Consider the following 15,845-nt stretch of genomic DNA (forward strand, 5'->3'; position numbering starts at 1 on the left):
GAGGCGCTTCTAAGATCCTTAAAGGGATTCTGGAGGAACGCGATGCTGCAGGACGGGAAGATCTTCATCGGCAAAAGCACGAAGCCGGAATATCTGGATCTGAGGCTCGCCAACCGCCACGGCCTCATCACCGGCGCGACGGGAACCGGCAAGACCGTCTCCCTTCAGGTGCTGGCGGAGGGCTTCTCCAACGCGGGCGTTCCGGTCTTCGCGGCCGACATCAAGGGCGATCTCTCCGGCATGGCGGCGCCCGGCAACGGCAAGGAGCCGCTCGTCAAACGCGCCAAGGACATCGGCGTCGAATACGCGCCGGACAAGTTCCCGGTGGTGTTCTGGGACCTGTTCGGCGAGCAGGGGCACCGGGTGCGGGCGACAGTCTCGGAGATGGGACCGCTGCTGCTCTCGCGCCTTCTCGATCTCAACGACACGCAGGAGGGCGTGCTCAACATCGCCTTCCGCATCGCCGACGAGCAGGGGCTGCTTCTGCTCGACCTGAAGGATCTGCGCGCGCTGCTGCAGCTCATCTCGGACAATGCCAGCCAGCTCACCACCACCTACGGCAACGTGTCGAAGGCGACCATCGGCACGATCCAGCGCCAGCTTCTCGTGCTGGAGAACCAGCAGGGCGACGAGTTCCTGGGCGAGCCGGCGCTGGACATCAAGGACCTGATGCGCACGGACCGCGACGGGCGCGGCATCGTCAACATCCTGGCGGCGGACAAGCTCATGAGCAATCCGCGCCTCTATGCCACCTTCCTGCTCTGGCTCATGTCGGAGCTGTTCGAGGAGCTGCCCGAGGTGGGCGATCTCGACCAGCCCAAGATGGTGTTCTTCTTCGACGAGGCACACCTGCTCTTCAACGATGCGCCGAAGGCCCTCGTCGAAACCGTCGAGCGCGTGGTGCGGCTCATCCGCTCCAAGGGCGTCGGCGTCTACTTCATCACGCAGAACCCGATGGACATTCCCGAAACGGTGCTGGCGCAGCTCGGCAACCGGATCCAGCATGCCCTGCGCGCCTATACGCCGCGCGAGCAGAAGGCGGTGCGGGCGGCGGCGCAATCCTTCCGGGAGAATCCTGCCTTCGACACGGAAAAGGCCATCACCGAGCTCGGCGTCGGCGAGGCGCTGGTCTCGACCCTGGAAGGCAAGGGTGCGCCCTCCATGGTGGAGCGCACCCTCGTCGCGCCGCCCATGGCGCAGGTGGGGCCCATCGAGCTGACCGCACGCCAGCAGATCATCGCCTCGAGCCCCATGAAGGGAAAATACGACCAGCCGGTCGACGTGGAATCCGCCTACGAGATGCTCGCCAAGCGCGCCGAGCAGGCGGCCACCGAGGCAAAGGCAGCGGAAGGGGGAGGCGGCCTCCTCGACATGCTGGGCGGCCTCTTCGGCGGCGGCACGCAGCGCAAGGGCTCCATGACGGTCGGCCAGAAGGTGGTGCGCGAGGTCACCCGCACGGTGGTCAACCAGACGGTCGGCAACCTCGCGGCCGAGATCGGCAAGTCCATCGGCGGCCGCCAGGGCAGCTCCATCGGCCGCGCCATCGTGCGGGGCACCCTGGGCGGGCTGCTGAGGCGGTAGTCTTTCTCGGTAGTCATCCCGGGGGCTGCGCAGTAGAACCCGGGATCATTGGACGAGAATGGCTCCCTTCACCTCTCCCGGTGGGAGAGGTCGGACCGGAGGTCCGGGTGAGGGGTTGGAGTCCTCTCCGGATCAACCTGTAACCCCTCACCCCAACCCTCTCCCTCAGGGAGAGGGAGACCAGTGCTACATCCTGCACACGATCCCGGATCTCCGCTGCGCTCCGCCCGGGATGACGGTTTTGGGGAATGCCCCTTGCGGCTCCCCGCCGTTCTATGCACCTTGTCGCCGCCTCACATTTCAAAACAGGACCATCATGTCCCATCTCGACCAGGTACTGCAGCGCATCGACTCCGACCTCGATTCCTCCCTGGAGCGGCTGTTCCAGTGGCTCAAGATCCCCTCCATCTCCACCGATCCCGCCTACAAGGACCATTGCCGCAGGGCCGGCCAGTGGCTCGTCGATGAACTCAGGAGCATCGGCATCGAGGCGTCCTTGCGCGAGACGGGCGGGCACCCGGCCGTGGTCGGGCACGCCAAGAGCGACGGCAAGCTGCATGTGCTCTTCTACGGGCATTACGACGTCCAGCCCGTCGATCCGCTGGAACTGTGGGAGGCGCCGCCCTTCGAGCCGCGCATGATCACGCTGCCCGACGGCCGCAAGGCCATCAGCGCCCGCGGCTCCTCCGACGACAAGGGGCAGGTGATGACCTTCTTCGAGGCCTGCCGGGCCTGGAAGGCGGAGACGGGCTCCCTGCCGATCAGCATCACGTTCCTGGTGGAGGGCGCGGAGGAGGACGGCTCGAAGTTTCTCCCGGAATTCATCGAGGCCAACAAGGACGAGCTGAAGGCGGACGTGGCCCTCGTCTGCGACACCGGCATGTGGGACCAGAACACCCCCGGCATCACCTCGTCCCTGCGCGGCATGGTCTATGAGGAGATCATCGTCCGCTGCGCCGACCGCGACCTGCATTCCGGCACCTTCGGCGGCGCGGCGCGCAACCCGATCCACGTGCTCTCCAAGATCATCGCGGCCATTCACGACGACAACGGCCGTATCACCATTCCAGGCTTCTACGACGGCGTGCACGAGACGCCCACGCAGGTGCTGGAGCAGTGGAGGGGCTTGAACCTCACCGAGGAGGAGTTCCTCGGCCAAGTGGGCCTGAAGCACTCCGCCGGCGAGAAGGGCCGCATGCTCATCGAGCAGATCCAGTCGCGCCCGACCTGCGACGTGAACGGCATCATCGGCGGCTATACGGGCGAGGGCACCAAGACCGTGATCGCGGCGGAAGCACGCTGCAAGGTCTCGTTCCGCCTCGTGGGCGATCAGGATCCCGCCAGGATCTCGCAGAACTTCGAAGCTTTCGTGCGCGAGCGCATTCCCGCCGACTGCTCGGTGGAGTTCATCCATCACAAGGGCTCTCGGGCTCTCGCCCTGCCGCACGACTTTCCGGCGATCACCGCGGCGCGCTCGGCGCTTCACGACGAGTGGCAGAAGGACCCGATCGTCATCGGCATGGGCGGCTCGATCCCGGTCGGCGGCGATTTCAAGCGCACGCTCGGCATGGACACGCTCTTCGTCGGCTTCGGCCTCGACGACGACCGCATCCATTCGCCGAACGAGAAGTACGACCTCAAGAGCTTCCACAAGGGCACCCGCTCCTGGGCGCGGATCCTGGCCGCCTTGGCGGAGTAAAGACGTATCTTCTCGACGTCATGCCCGCACTTGTTGCGGGCATTCACGTTTTACCACGGAAGACGTGGATGGCCGGGACAAGCCCGGCCATGACGCAGTCTCAAACCAGTTTGTCGAGCGATGCGATCACCGCGCTCGGAGCAAGCTCCGCGTACTCGTCCGGCAGGCCTAGTCGATTCACCCAGATTGGCGTGAACCCGAACGCGGCCGCGCCTGCGATGTCCCAGCGGTTGGACGAGACGAAGACGACCTCGTCTGCGGTGACGGACAGGGCCTGCAGCACGAGATCGTAGGTTCGCGGGCTCGTCTTGAAGACCCGTGCCTCATCGACCGAGAGAACCGCGTCGAGCGCATCGGCGAGGCCGGCCGATGCCACGGCGGCGTTCAGCATGCCCGGATCGCCATTCGACAGGATGCCGGTGCGCAGGCCCCGTGCCCGAAGGGCGCTCAAGGTCTCACCGACCTCCGGATAGGCATCGAGGGTGCGGTAGGCCTCGAGCAGGAGGGGCCGGATGGAGGGGTCCACATCGGGAAAGCGCGCGAAGGCATGGTCCAGGGCCCGTTCCGTCAAGGTCCAGAACGGCTCATAGCGCCCGGCGAGCGACAGCACCCAGGAATATTCGAGCTGCTTCGCGCGCCAGATCTCGGAGAACCGCGCCGCATCCGGTCCGACCCGGGCCATGTGGCGGCCCACGGCCGAATGCACGTCGAACAGGGTTCCATAGGCATCGAAGATCACGGCCTTGGCGTGGGCGGGAACGAGGGCGGGTCCGGTCATGCAGTCAGCGTCTCACTCGGAAACGGTCTTGGCAATCCGGCCAACGATCAGCCTCTCTCATGGAACCCATCACAAGTCTTTATGCTCCTGCGCAGGCCCGGACGATTGACGGTGGGAGGCACAGGCGTTTCGATAGGGCAGGCTCTCTGACCCATGAGGATAGGCACGTGGCTTGGTATTCGCAGACCTGGAACTGGTTCAACGGCGCTTGGCACGAGGGGAATCCCGCCCTGATCGGGCCGCGCTCCCATGTATCCTGGCTCGGCTCGTCGGTGTTCGACGGCGCCCGCGTGTTCGAGGGCGTGGCGCCCGATCTCGACCGGCACTGCGAGCGCGTGAACCGCTCGGCGCTGACCATCGGCCTCAAGCCCACCATGGAGCCCCAGGCCATCGCGGATCTCGTCCGCGAGGGCGTGAAGAAGTTTGCTCCCGGCACGGCGCTCTACGTGAAGCCCATGTACTGGGGCGAGGCCGAGGGCCTGGCCACCATCGCGCCCGATCCGGAATCGACCCAGTTCTGCCTCTCGCTCTTCGAGGCGCCGATGCCGGTGCCGGGCGGGCTCTCGGTGATGAAGTCGAGCTTCCGCCGTCCCACCCTCGAATCCATGCCCACCGACTCGAAGGCCGGATGCCTCTACCCCAACAATGCCCGCGTGCTGCGAGAGGCGAAGGAAAAGGGTTTTGACAACGCCCTCGTCTGCGATGCTCTGGGCAACGTGGCCGAGACCGGCACCTCCAACGTGTTCATGGCCAGGGACGGGGTGGTCTTCACGCCCTTCCCGAATGGCACGTTCCTCAATGGCATCACCCGCCAGCGCGTGATCCAGCTCCTGCGCGACGACGGCGTCGAGGTGGTCGAGACCACCCTGCGCTACGAGGATTTCGCAGGGGCCGACGAGATCTTCATCTCGGGCAACTACTCGAAGGTCATGCCGGTGCTGCGCATCGACAGCCGCGATCTCCAGCCCGGCCCGCTCTACCGCCGCGCCCGCGAGCTCTACTGGGCCTTCGCCCACGACAAGGCGGTCGGCAAGGCGGCTTGACGCTTGCCTAGATAATTCGCGCTATTCCTGCCTCATCCCTCATCCTGAGGAGCAGACGCAGTCTGCGTCCCGAAGGAGGATCCAGTGCTCTCTAGAACCTCCTTCGAGACGGCGCTTCGCGCCTCCTCAGGATGAGGTTTGTGGAAGGTGCGAGCGGCGCTAACATAACCTTCAGGCGAATAACCCGAAGCTCCAACGAACTTGTGATCGGCGGGCGGGCGCCCCGCCGGCCGCATGCCCTACATGGCTCCGGCAGTGCGTCGTGCGACGGAGCCCTTCATGCGCCTGGTCCTGAAAAGCCTCTTCGTCTTCGGTCTCCTGACGGCTCAGGCCGCGGCGGAATCCGTCGATCTCGAGCTCGTCTTCGCGGCGGACGGATCGGGCTCCATCGACGACCAGGAGCTGCGGCTCCAGCGGAAGGGCTGGGCGGACGCGCTCACGAGCGCCGACGTGCTGAACGCCGTGAAGGACGGGCCCGTCGGCGCCATCGCGGTGGCCTTCATGGAATGGGGCGGGCCCAGCTCCCAGGTGCTCATCGTCGACTGGCACGTGATCCGGGACGAGGCCAGCGCCCGGGTCTTCGCCGACAAGCTCATGGGCGCCCCGCGCGGAGCCTCCGGGTACAATTCCATCTCGAACGCCATCGACTTCTCCATGCGCCTCGTGGAGGGCAACGCCCACGAGGGCACGCGCAGGGTCATCGACGTCTCCGGCGACGGGCCGAACATGGGTGGCCGGCCCCTGGAGCAGGTGAGGGCGGAGGCGTTGGCCAAGGGCTACACCATCAACGCGCTCGCCATCCGTCGCCCCGGCAGCGGCCGGCCGGGCGGCCCCGGCGGCATGCCGCTGGAGGATTACTACGGCCAGAGCGTCATCGGCGGTCCGGGCTCCTTCGTGGAGATCGCCGACGAGACGCAGCCCTTCGCCGTGGCGGCGCGCCGCAAGCTCCTCACCGAGATCGCCGGAACGGGCGGAGCCACCCGGCACGCCAGCCGCTGACCCGGAGGCCGTCGCCATCGGGACATTCCCAACGGGGATGCTAGACTGCCCACCATGACGAATCTCGAAGACTGGATCATCGAACAGGGCCTGCGCGGGTCGGACATGGCCTCCCTGCTCTCAGGGTTCGCCGAGCGGCTGGCCGGGGAAGGCATTCCCCTGGTCCGGGCCTATATCGCCCTGCCGACCGTCAATCCGACGATCCGCGTCTATACCCATGTGTGGACCCGCTCCGCCGGCACCGTCGTGGAAGGGGTCTCGCACGAGCGCAACGCGGATGCCTTCGAGCTTAGCCCCTTCGCCTACATGATGCGCACCGAGCAGGAGAGCTGCCACTGGCACGTTTACGGCCCCGATGCGGACCGATTCGGCGTGTTCGAGGACATACGACGCCTCGGCGGGACCGACTACCTAGCCCGTCTGTTCAGCTTCGGCAACGCCAGCGCTCCGGACCTGCGGGGTTTTGGGGCCTCCTTCTCCACCAGCCGTCCCGAGGGCTTCAGGCCGGAGGAGATCGCCCGCATCGACGGGCTCCTGCCGCTCCTGGGGCTGGCGGCCTATCGCATGACCCTGTTCGACCTCACGGTCGCGATGCTCGACACCTATGTGGGCCTCTCCGCGGGTCGGCGGGTGCTCAGAGGCGAGATCCGCCGCGGCTCCGGCACGACCATCGAGGCGGCTTTGCTCTTCGCCGATCTGAGGGGCTTCACCACCCTGGCCGACACGGCGGGCCCCGACCTGATCGCCCGGCTCGACCGGCACCTGGAGGCGATGGCGGATCCGGTGGCGGAGCAGGGCGGCGAGGTGCTCAAGTTCTTGGGCGACGGCCTCCTGGCCGCTTTCCCGATCACGGAGGAGCGGTCGCACGAGAGCGCCTGTGCGGCGGCGATCCGGGCCGCGCAGGCGGCGCTCGAGCGCAACGAGGCGGTCAACCGCCAGCACGAGACGCCGCTCAGCCTCGACATCGCGCTCCATTGCGGCGATGTGTTCTACGGCAATATCGGCGCCGCCGGGCGCCTCGACTTCACCGTGATCGGGCCTGCCGTCAACGAGGCGAGCCGCATGGAGGCGCTCTGCAGCAGCCTCGACTGCTCGGTCATCCTGTCCGACCGTGTCGCCGCCGCAAGCCCGGTTCCCGTGCGCTCCCTCGGCCGTCACCGGCTGCGGGGCATCGCCGCGGAGCGGGAGCTGTTCACCCTCGCGCCCGTCAGCGCCTGGACAGCCTGACGCCGAGCACCTTCAGGCCTGCCAGCAGCGTGCCGCCATAGATCAGCGCACCGGCGGCGCCCAGGATCGCGAGCAGGATCTCGCTGCGCCAGGCGGGGAGGCGGGCAACCCACGCCCCGAGCGGAACGGGCGCGAACCAGGCGAAGGCCGCCAGCAGCAGGCTCGCCACGCCGACGGCGGCAGCGATCCGCCCCAACGTCCCGCCCGGCGCCATCCAGTGCCGGCGCATGGCGAGAACGACGAGAAGACCGAGATTGACCCAGATGCCGATGGCGGTGGCGAGCGCGAGGCCCACCACGCCCAATGGACCCGTCAGCACGATCTTGAGGGCCACGTTGACGGCCACTGCCGTCAGCGAGGCGACGAGCGGCGTCACCGTATCGGAGCGGGCATAGAAGCTCGCCACCGCGGACCGGATGAGAACGGCGGCGGGGAGGCCGACCGCATAGGCCGCCAGCACCGCGCCGGAGCGTGCGGCGGCGGCGGCATCGAAGGCGCCGCGCTGGAACAGGGCCGCCATGATGAGGTCGGGCAGGGTGAGGAAGGCGACGACGAAGGGCGCGGCAAGCGCCAGGGTCAGACCCACGGCGCGGTTCTGCGCGCCATGGGCGCCGGTCTCGTCGCCCGCGGCGATGCGGCGGCTCATCTCGGGCAGCAGCACGGTTCCCGCCGCGATGCCGATCACGCCGAGCGGCAGCTGGTAGATGCGGTCCGCATAATAGAGCGAGGCCACGGCGCCGGTGGGCAGGAAGGATGCGATGATCGTATCGGCGAACATGGCGAGTTGCACGCCCGCCGAGCCGATCACGGCCGGCCCCAGCACCTTGAAGAAGCGCCTCATGGCCGGATCGAAGCGCGGGGCCTCCAGCCGCGGCGCGACGCCGAGGCGCCGGGCCGCCACCCAGACCAGCACCAGCTCGAGCACGCCCGCCGCCGTGACGCCCCAGGCGGCGGCATGGCCCGCACTCGGGAACAGGAAGGCCACCGCGAGGGCCGCCACGATGGAGACGTTGAGCAGCACGGGCGCCGCCGCCGCGGCGGCGAAGCGCTCATGGGCGTTGAGGATCGCCGAGAGGATCGTCACCAGGGTGACGAAGAGCAGATAGGGGAAGGTGATGCGGGTGAGCGTCACCGCAAGCTCGAATTTCTGTGGCTCGTCCGAGAAGCCGGGGGCGAGCAGCGTCACCACCGCCGGCATGGCGACGAGCGCCAGCACCAGCAGCGCCACCTGCACGATCAGCATGAGGGTGCTGATGCGGCTGGCAAAGGAGCGGGCGGGGGCTGCGCCCTCCTTCTCGAGCACGCCTGCATAGGTCGGCAGGAAGGCGCTGTTGAAGGCGCCCTCGCTGAAGATCGCCCGGAAATGGTTGGGGATGCGCGAGGCGACCACGAAGGCGTCCGCGACGACGCCCACGCCCATGACGGCTGCGATCACCACGTCGCGGATGAAGCCGGTGAGGCGCGACAGGAGCGTCCAGCCGCCGACGGAGAGAATCTTGCGGAGCATGGCTCAGGCCCGCCGCATGCGGGAGGCGTCGGGAACGAGATCGTTCGACACCTCCGCCGCACCGCCGATCCGCTCGGCCACCACATAGAGCGGACGGCGCTTCACCTCCGCGAAGATGCGCCCGACATATTCGCCGACGATGCCGAGGGACATGAGCTGGATGCCGGAAAAGAACATGATCGAGACGATGAGGCTCGGGAAGCCGGGAAGGTCCGTGCCGAACAGGAGCGTGCGCACCAGGAAGAACAGGGCCGTGGCGATTGCCAGGAAGGACACGACGAAGCCGATATAGGTCCAGATCCGCAGGGGCACCGTGGAGAAGGCGGCCATGCCGTCGAAGGCGAAGCGGAAGAGCTTGCGGAAGCTCCACTTGGTTGTGCCGAAGCGGCGCTCCTCCACCACGAAGGGCACGCCGGTGGCCTTGAAGCCGATCCAGGCGTAGAGGCCCTTCGAGAAGCGCGCCTTCTCGCCCAAGGTTCTCAGCACCTCGACCCCCTTTCGGTCGATGAGCCGGAAATCGCCCGCGCCTTCCGGCAGGGGGATCTCGCCGAAGCGGGCGAACAGCTTGTAGAAGAGCTGGGCGAAGCCGCGCTTCACCCGTGTCTCCCCGGTCCGGTCCGTGCGCTGGCCGTAGACCATGAGGTAACCCTCGCGCCAGCGCTCCACGAAAGTCTCGATCACCTCCGGCGGGTGCTGGAGGTCGGCGTCCATGATCACCACCGCGTCGCCGCGGGCGTGGTCGAGCCCCGCCGCGATGGCGATCTCCTTGCCGAAGTTGCGGCTGAAGGAGACGGCCCCGATCCGCGGCTCCCGGCGGCCGATCTCCCGGATGCGCTCCAGGGTATCGTCCTGGCTGCCGTCGTCGACGAAGACCACCTCCCAGGCGGAGGCGATCCGGTCGAGCACCGGGAGCAGGCGCTCGCAGAGGGGGGCGATGTTCGCGCCCTCGTTGTGGACCGGGATGATGACGCTGAGCTTCGGCGACGCCACTGGAGAACACCCTTGATTGTCGGGCCGCATCAAGAGCCGAGTTTGCGCCTTTGCTCAAGAGCATTAGGGTGCGGCAGAACCGTTTTCAGGACATTCATGAGCTTTTCACGCAACGTCATCCTCTGCGCCGACGATTTCGGCCTCGCCGACGGGGTGAGCCGGGGCATAGTGGAACTGGCGGAGCGGGGCCGCCTCTCGGCGACGGGAGCCATGACCAACATGCCCGGATGGCGCCGGGCCGCGCCGGATCTCAGGCCGCTCAGGGGCCGGATCGCGGTCGGCCTGCATCTCAACCTGACCGCGGGAGCGCCCCTCGGGCCCATGCCGAACCTCGCTCCTTCGGGCCTCTTCCCGGCCTTGGGAGACCTGCTGCCGATGGCCTTGAGGCGCCGGCTTCCCGCCGCCGAGATTGCGCGGGAGATCGGCCGCCAGCTCGATGCCTTCACGGAGGCGCACGGCGAGGCTCCCGCCTTCGTGGACGGCCACCAGCATGTGCATGTGCTGCCGGGGATTCGGCAGGCCTTGATCCGGGTTCTGACGGAGAGGGGGCATGCCGGTCGCGTGTGGCTGCGCGATCCTTCGGACCGATGGTCCGCGATCCTGCGCCGCCCCATCGGGCGCAAAAAGGCCCTGGTGGTCAAAACCCTTGCCCGTGGCTTCGCGAAGTCTGCGCACAGGGCAGGGTTCGCCACCAACGAGGGCTTTTCGGGCTTCGCGCCGCTCGATCTCTCGGTGCCGGCGGAGCGCGTGTTCGCGGAGGCGTTCTCGCACCTCGGCCTCCGGCCCGTGGTCATGTGCCATCCCGGCCATGTGGACGAGGAACTGCGCGCCCTCGATCCGGCCGTCGAGAGCCGGCTGGCGGAGCTGGAATTTTTGATGTCGAACGCTTTTCCAGCGATGATGGAGAGCCGGGGATTGCGGCTTGCAAGCGCGATCGCCTGAAAACCTGAGTCATCGGCAGCCAGGTGCCGATGATCTCGGTTCGAAAGGCCCCGCGCTTCATGATGTGCTGGTGTCATCCCCGGCGGTCCGAAGGACCGGGAAGGGGATCCAGTCATACGCACTGAGTGATGGCTTCCCCTGCGCCGGCGCGTCCCTCAGGGAATGACAGCGGCGCGTATGAAACGAAACGGGCCTCCGAGGAGGCCCGTCCGACGCAGCGTTGTCGCGCTTACTTCATCGCCTGTTCGAACATCTCCTCGACATGCTCCCAGTTCACCAGGTTGTCGAGGAAGGCCTTGAGGTAGTCGGGACGGCGGTTGCGGTAATCGATGTAGTAGGAGTGCTCCCACACGTCGCAGCCCAGGATCGGCTGAGCGCCGTGCACCAGCGGGTTCTCGCCGTTCGGGGTCTTCATGACGGTGATCTTGCCGTCCTTGACCGCGAGCCAGGCCCAGCCGGAGCCGAACTGGCTGACGCCGGCCTGGATGAAGTCTTCCCGCATCTTGTCGACCGAGCCCAGGTCTTCGATGATCTTCTTCTCCAGCTTGCCGGGCAGGGCGCCGCCGCCGTTGGGCTTCATCCACATCCAGAAATGGATGTGGTTGTAATGCTGTCCCGCATTGTTGAAGAGGGCTTGGTTCTTGCCATAGGAGCCCTTCACGACCTCCTCGACGCTCTTGCCCTCGAATTCGGTGCCTTTCAGCAGGTTGTTGCCGGTGTTCACGTAGGCCGCATGGTGCTTGTCGTGATGAAACTCCAAGGTTTCGCGCGACATGTAGGGCTGCAGGGCGTCATGGGCGTAGGGCAGTTCGGGCAGAGTGAACGACATCAGCGTCTCCTTTGGATTGAGCGACCCTGAGCATCGGACCCGAAAGTGGATGTGCACTTCCGGGACCCATCCGATGCCCTCTCGTGATTGCGCATCGCCCGATGCGCTTGAGCGTTAGTTAAAGCGCCCATCGCCTAAGAGCAACGGCCAAGCTCCGGACTTTTTTCTGCTCAAGCTTCCCACCCGGTTGTCTTTTGCCTATACAAGCATAGCTTTGCCGGGAAAGGTGCCAGTTTGCGTATGATGGAGACAGCATGATCATCGCTCTTCAGGCTCTCGCACTCGCGATGATCGTTGGCGGATCGCTGCTTGCCTACTTTGGATGGGATATCGTTCTGGTCGAGCGCGGCTGGACGATGGTGATCGCAGGCAGCGTCCTGGCCGCCAGCGGCGCGCTGCTGCTCGGGATTGCCGCCGCGGTCTCCAGGCTCGCCAGGATCGAGCGCCGACTCATGCAGCTCCAGGACGGCTTCCCCGAGACCGGCCTGCCCGAGGCTCATGCCCCGTCCATCGCGGCCCCGGCCCTCGGCGCTGCGGCCGGTGCCGTCGCTGCCGGCTCGATGGCGTCCGACGACGTCGAGCCCCAGGGCTCCGACGAGGCCCAGCCGACCCTCCCCCTGTTCGAGGACGAGCCGCGCGGCGAGCCGGAGGAGACCAAGGTCACAGCGGCCGAGTGGCCGGCGGAAGAAGGCGTCATGGCCGATACCTCGATCGTGCCGTTCCCGCCGCGCACGAGCCCGGTTGCCGTTCACTCCCGCGAGGAGGACGAGCCGGAGATGAAGGTGCCGGATTTTCTCCTCGCCGACCGTCGTGAGGACCTCGACGAGGAGCCCCGCGCGGTCGAGCCCGTCCTCGACCTCCCGGAGCGGGAGGACGAGGAGCACGGAGGGGAGCAGGAACTCCTCGACGAGCGGGATCACCGCCTCGAGCCCCTCGATGAGGAGACCCCCACAGACGATCCAACGCCCCAGCCGGAGCCCCTTGCCGCCGACGAGGGCGGGGATTCCGAGCGGGAGGAGCCCGCCCTTGAGGAGACCGAGCCCCGGGAGGGGCAGGGGGCCACGATCATTGGCACCTACAATTCCGGCGACAACACCTACGTGATGTTCTCGGACGGCTCGATCGAGGCGCAGACCCCGAGCGGCGTGTTCCGCTTCCGGTCCCTGGACGAGCTCAAGGAGTTCATCGCCGCCGGCGGCGAGGGGAACGCTTCGGCCTCTATTTGAACAGCGGGGCGAGCGCGCGGAAGTCGTCGGTGGCCGCCTCGCCCATCCACTCGAAGACCGCCATTTCCGTCGTCATCCAATGGCACCCGGCATGGAGCAGCCGCGCGCAGGCGGCGCTGACGCTGTGCGGCGAGCGGCTCGACACCGCATCCGCCACCACGAACACGGTGAAGCCGGCATTCCTGAATTCGAGGGCGCTCTGCAGAACGCAGATATGCGCCTCGGTTCCGCAGACCACGACCTGATCCCGCCCGCTGCCGCGCAGCGCCGCCATGCGCTCGGCGATGGCCGGATCGCGGGCGGCCGAGAACGCGGTCTTCGGCAGCGTCACCGCATGGGCGGGCAGGGCTTCCTGGATCGGCGGCACCGTCGTGCCCAGGCCCTTCGGGTATTGCTCCGTCACGGTGACGGGGATGCCGAGCCTGCTCGCAGCCGCGAGCAGGAGCTTCGTCTGACGGATGACGCTCTCGCCTTCGGCAATGGCGGGCATGAGGCGGGCCTGAAGGTCGACCACCACGAGGTGGGAGCGTTTCGCGTCGAGCAGCATGGCGTTCATCGATCCGGATTGAAGAGGGGCGGGTCGCCCGGAATGGGCATGGTCATGGCAAAGCGCAGGCCCTCCTCATGGAAGTCCATCTTCACTTCCGCCTGCAGCTGCGTGGCCAGCACCCGCTGCAGCAGGCGCGAGCCGAAGCCTTGGCGGGTGGGCGCATGCACCCTCGGGCCGCCATGCTCGGTCCAGGTGAAGTGAAGCCGCGGGCGCTGACCTTCCTCCTGGTCCACCCGCCAGCGCACCTCCACCTGGCCGCCGAAGGTGGACAGCGCCCCGTGCTTGGCTGCGTTGGTGGTGAGCTCGTGGATGGCCATGCCCACGGGCACCGCCGCCTCCGAGGGCAGCTCCACATGCGAGCCCTCGATGAGAACCCGGTTTCTCGCCTCGTCGGCATAGGGGCCGAGCTCGGTCTCGACGAGATCCTCGAGCGAAGCCTTCTGCCAGAGGTCCTCGGTGAGCAGGTTGTGGGTACGGGCCAGGGAGACGATGCGGCCGACGAAGCCCTGGTAGAACTCGTCGATGCTGGAGGCGGTGCGCGCCGTGGAGCCGACGATGGCCTGCACATTGGCCAGCGTGTTCTTCACCCGGTGATGCAGCTCCCGGATGAGAAGCTGCTGGCGTTCCTCGGCCTGCTTGCTCTCCGTGATGTCCTGCAGGATTCCGGTGGACACGATCGTGCCGTCCTCGGACCTGGTGCTCTGCCCCTGCGAGGCCACCCAGATCATGGCATTGTCGCTGAAGCGCCGGATCCGATACTGGACGCTGTAGGGAAGGCCAGATTCCATGGCGAGCTTTCTGGCCTCGGTCATGCGGGCCAGATCGGCCGGATGAACCCGACTCTTGATCTCGTCCGGCGAGATCTTGGTTCCCGGAGGAACTCCGAGGATTTCGGCCGCCTGGTCGGATTGGGTGATCAGGTTCGAGGCCGAGTCCCAGCGCCAATTGCCCATCTTCGCCGCCTGCAGAGCAAGGCGCAGCTGCTCCTCGCTGCGGCGCAGGGCTTCTTCCGTTTCCTTGAGATCGTGGATGTCGACGCTGGTGCCGACCCATCCCTTGAACTCCCCCGATGGCGTGTGGATGGGCGCTCCCTGAATCAGGTGCCAGCGATACACGCCCTCATGCGACCGGTAGCGCGCCTCTGTCATATAAGGGGTATGGTGGGTGACGACCGGCACCAGTTCCTGATGCATCCGAGCCATGTCGTCAGGATGGATGGCGCTCATCCAGCTGTGGCCCAGCGCCTCCTCCGGCGGAAGACCGGAATACTTCACCCAGCGCTCGTTCGTGTAGATCAGTTCGGTTTTCGGGTTCAGGATCCAGACGAGGGCCGGCAGGGACTCGGCGATCAGGCGGAACCGGGCATCGGTCTCGCGCAGCCCGATCTCCGCCCGCGCCTTCTCCACTGCCGTCCAGGTGCGCTCCGCCACGTCCTCCGCCAGGGTCAGGTCATCCGCCGACCAGGCGCGGGGCTCGGCCGAGTGCATGTAGAGAATGGCGGTGAGCTTCTGGTCCTTGAGCAGGGGCACGGCGAGGGCCGAACGTGCGTTGATGGTGCTGTAGGCGGCCTGGACCTGGGGGTTGTCGGCGCGCGGATCGTTCCTGATGTCCTCGACGAAGATCGGGTTCCCCTTCTTGAGCTCCGCCATCATGGTGGGCAGGAAGTCGTAGAGGCGGTAGGCACGGCCTTCGTTGCTGATGGCGCCTCTGGACCATTCCCGTTCCACCAGGATGAGACCGCGCGCTTCGTTCACCTCGCCATAGCCGGCGCAATCCACCTTGAGGAACTGGCCGAGGCTGCGGGCGGTGGCCTCCATGATCTCGTCGGGATCGTCGAAGCTGCGCAGCTGATCGTTGAGCTCCAGCAGGAATTTCTGCCGGTGCTGGGCGCGCTGTATCTCTTCCTTGATCTTCTCGCGTTCGGTGATGTCCTGCACGACGCCGAAATGGCCGACGGGCTTCCCGTCTTCGTAGACGACGCCGCCCTTGACCTGAATTCGCGTCAGGCGCCCGTCGGGCCTGATGATCCGGTGATCGATGTTGAACTGTGTATTCGTCTTTTCGCCGAAGACGATGGCCTGCCTGACCCGTTCCACGTCGGCAGGGTGGAACAACTGCTCCATCTCCTTGAAGGTCAATTCCGTATCGGACGGCAGGCCGAGCATTTCCATGAACGTCGCTGTGCCGGTCATCCTGTCCGTTGCATGGTCACGCTCCCAGGCGCTGAGCTTGCCCATCTCCAACGCCATCTGCAGCTTGCCATTGGCGATCCGGAGCGCCTTTTCCTTCTCGCGAAGGAGTTCCTCCAGTTCGGCAATGCGCTGCTTGTCGGCCGCCCGATCGCGGGCGGCGTTCTCCGGTTTCCCTGAGTTGCCGTGCTCGGTCATAGACGCGTACTCTCGGACAGCCTTGGCTGCGCCTTCGCGCCTGCTCTGCCGCTTATCCAATATGTGATTTCCCGTTATAATGGATCA

At 66.7% G+C, this 15,845-nt stretch carries 13 protein-coding genes; 7 read left to right on the top strand and 6 right to left on the bottom strand.

The genetic code is table 11. The features are described from left to right. The first annotated feature begins 42 nt into the window (after positions 1-42). Together GR303_RS18285 and GR303_RS18290 are read left to right on the top strand one after the other, a co-directional pair. Positions 43-1,581, top strand: a complete 1,539-nt coding sequence (locus tag GR303_RS18285) for a helicase HerA-like domain-containing protein (RefSeq protein WP_161723128.1) — start codon at positions 43-45, stop codon at positions 1,579-1,581. 316 nt (positions 1,582-1,897) lie between these two features. Continuing rightward, the gene (locus GR303_RS18290) at positions 1,898-3,280 is read left to right on the top strand and encodes a M20/M25/M40 family metallo-hydrolase (RefSeq protein WP_161723129.1); all 1,383 of its coding nucleotides are present in this window, start codon (positions 1,898-1,900) and stop codon (positions 3,278-3,280) included. A 100-nt stretch (positions 3,281-3,380) separates the two neighbouring features. On the opposite strand, the gene GR303_RS18295 is transcribed toward GR303_RS18290, so the two are convergent. Then, positions 3,381-4,058, bottom strand: coding sequence for a haloacid dehalogenase type II (locus GR303_RS18295; RefSeq protein WP_161723130.1), 678 nt, complete (start codon positions 4,056-4,058; stop codon positions 3,381-3,383). A gap of 167 nt (positions 4,059-4,225) precedes the next feature. Between GR303_RS18295 and GR303_RS18300 the strand changes: the two genes are divergently transcribed. From GR303_RS18300 to GR303_RS18310, 3 genes are all read left to right on the top strand, one after another. Next, positions 4,226-5,101: a branched-chain amino acid aminotransferase gene (locus GR303_RS18300; RefSeq protein ID WP_343038440.1), complete on the top strand. Its 876-nt coding sequence runs from the start codon at positions 4,226-4,228 to the stop codon at positions 5,099-5,101. Positions 5,102-5,380: 279 nt separating this feature from the next. Beyond that, positions 5,381-6,100, top strand: a complete 720-nt coding sequence (locus GR303_RS18305; RefSeq protein ID WP_161723132.1) for a DUF1194 domain-containing protein — start codon at positions 5,381-5,383, stop codon at positions 6,098-6,100. Positions 6,101-6,154: 54 nt separating this feature from the next. After that, complete coding sequence (locus GR303_RS18310) at positions 6,155-7,327, top strand: adenylate/guanylate cyclase domain-containing protein (protein WP_161723133.1); 1,173 nt, start codon at positions 6,155-6,157, stop codon at positions 7,325-7,327. Here GR303_RS18310 and murJ read toward each other — a convergent pair. Both murJ and GR303_RS18320 read right to left on the bottom strand, forming a co-directional pair. Beyond that, complete coding sequence (gene murJ / locus GR303_RS18315; RefSeq protein ID WP_161723134.1) at positions 7,308-8,834, bottom strand: murein biosynthesis integral membrane protein MurJ; 1,527 nt, start codon at positions 8,832-8,834, stop codon at positions 7,308-7,310. The genes GR303_RS18310 and murJ overlap by 20 nt on opposite strands. Before the next feature lie 3 nt (positions 8,835-8,837). Continuing rightward, positions 8,838-9,854, bottom strand: coding sequence for a glycosyltransferase family 2 protein (locus GR303_RS18320; protein WP_161723135.1), 1,017 nt, complete (start codon positions 9,852-9,854; stop codon positions 8,838-8,840). Positions 9,855-9,920: 66 nt separating this feature from the next. Between GR303_RS18320 and GR303_RS18325 the strand changes: the two genes are divergently transcribed. After that, entirely contained in the window at positions 9,921-10,766 is an 846-nt protein-coding gene (locus tag GR303_RS18325) for a ChbG/HpnK family deacetylase (protein ID WP_161723136.1), read from the top strand. Positions 10,767-10,995: 229 nt separating this feature from the next. Here GR303_RS18325 and GR303_RS18330 read toward each other — a convergent pair whose 3' ends face one another. Beyond that, on the bottom strand, positions 10,996-11,595 hold the full coding sequence (locus GR303_RS18330; protein WP_161723137.1) for a superoxide dismutase: 600 nt from the start codon (positions 11,593-11,595) through the stop codon (positions 10,996-10,998). A 254-nt stretch (positions 11,596-11,849) separates the two neighbouring features. Here GR303_RS18330 and GR303_RS18335 point away from each other — a divergent pair, with 254 nt between their 5' ends. Next, positions 11,850-12,821: a hypothetical protein gene (locus GR303_RS18335; protein WP_161723138.1), complete on the top strand. Its 972-nt coding sequence runs from the start codon at positions 11,850-11,852 to the stop codon at positions 12,819-12,821. Here GR303_RS18335 and GR303_RS18340 read toward each other — a convergent pair. Together GR303_RS18340 and GR303_RS18345 are read right to left on the bottom strand one after the other, a co-directional pair. Further along, positions 12,814-13,377, bottom strand: a complete 564-nt coding sequence (locus GR303_RS18340; protein WP_246205587.1) for a hydrolase — start codon at positions 13,375-13,377, stop codon at positions 12,814-12,816. The genes GR303_RS18335 and GR303_RS18340 overlap by 8 nt on opposite strands. After that, positions 13,374-15,758 (bottom strand): PAS domain-containing protein, encoded by a 2,385-nt coding sequence (locus GR303_RS18345; RefSeq protein ID WP_161723139.1) that lies wholly within the window; start codon positions 15,756-15,758, stop codon positions 13,374-13,376. Before GR303_RS18345 ends, GR303_RS18340 begins: the two co-directional genes overlap by 4 nt. Positions 15,759-15,845 lie beyond the last annotated feature (87 nt).

It is taken from the genome of Microvirga arsenatis, from assembly GCF_009910705.1.
In the GTDB taxonomy this organism is placed as follows: Bacteria; Pseudomonadota; Alphaproteobacteria; order Rhizobiales; family Beijerinckiaceae; genus Microvirga; species Microvirga arsenatis.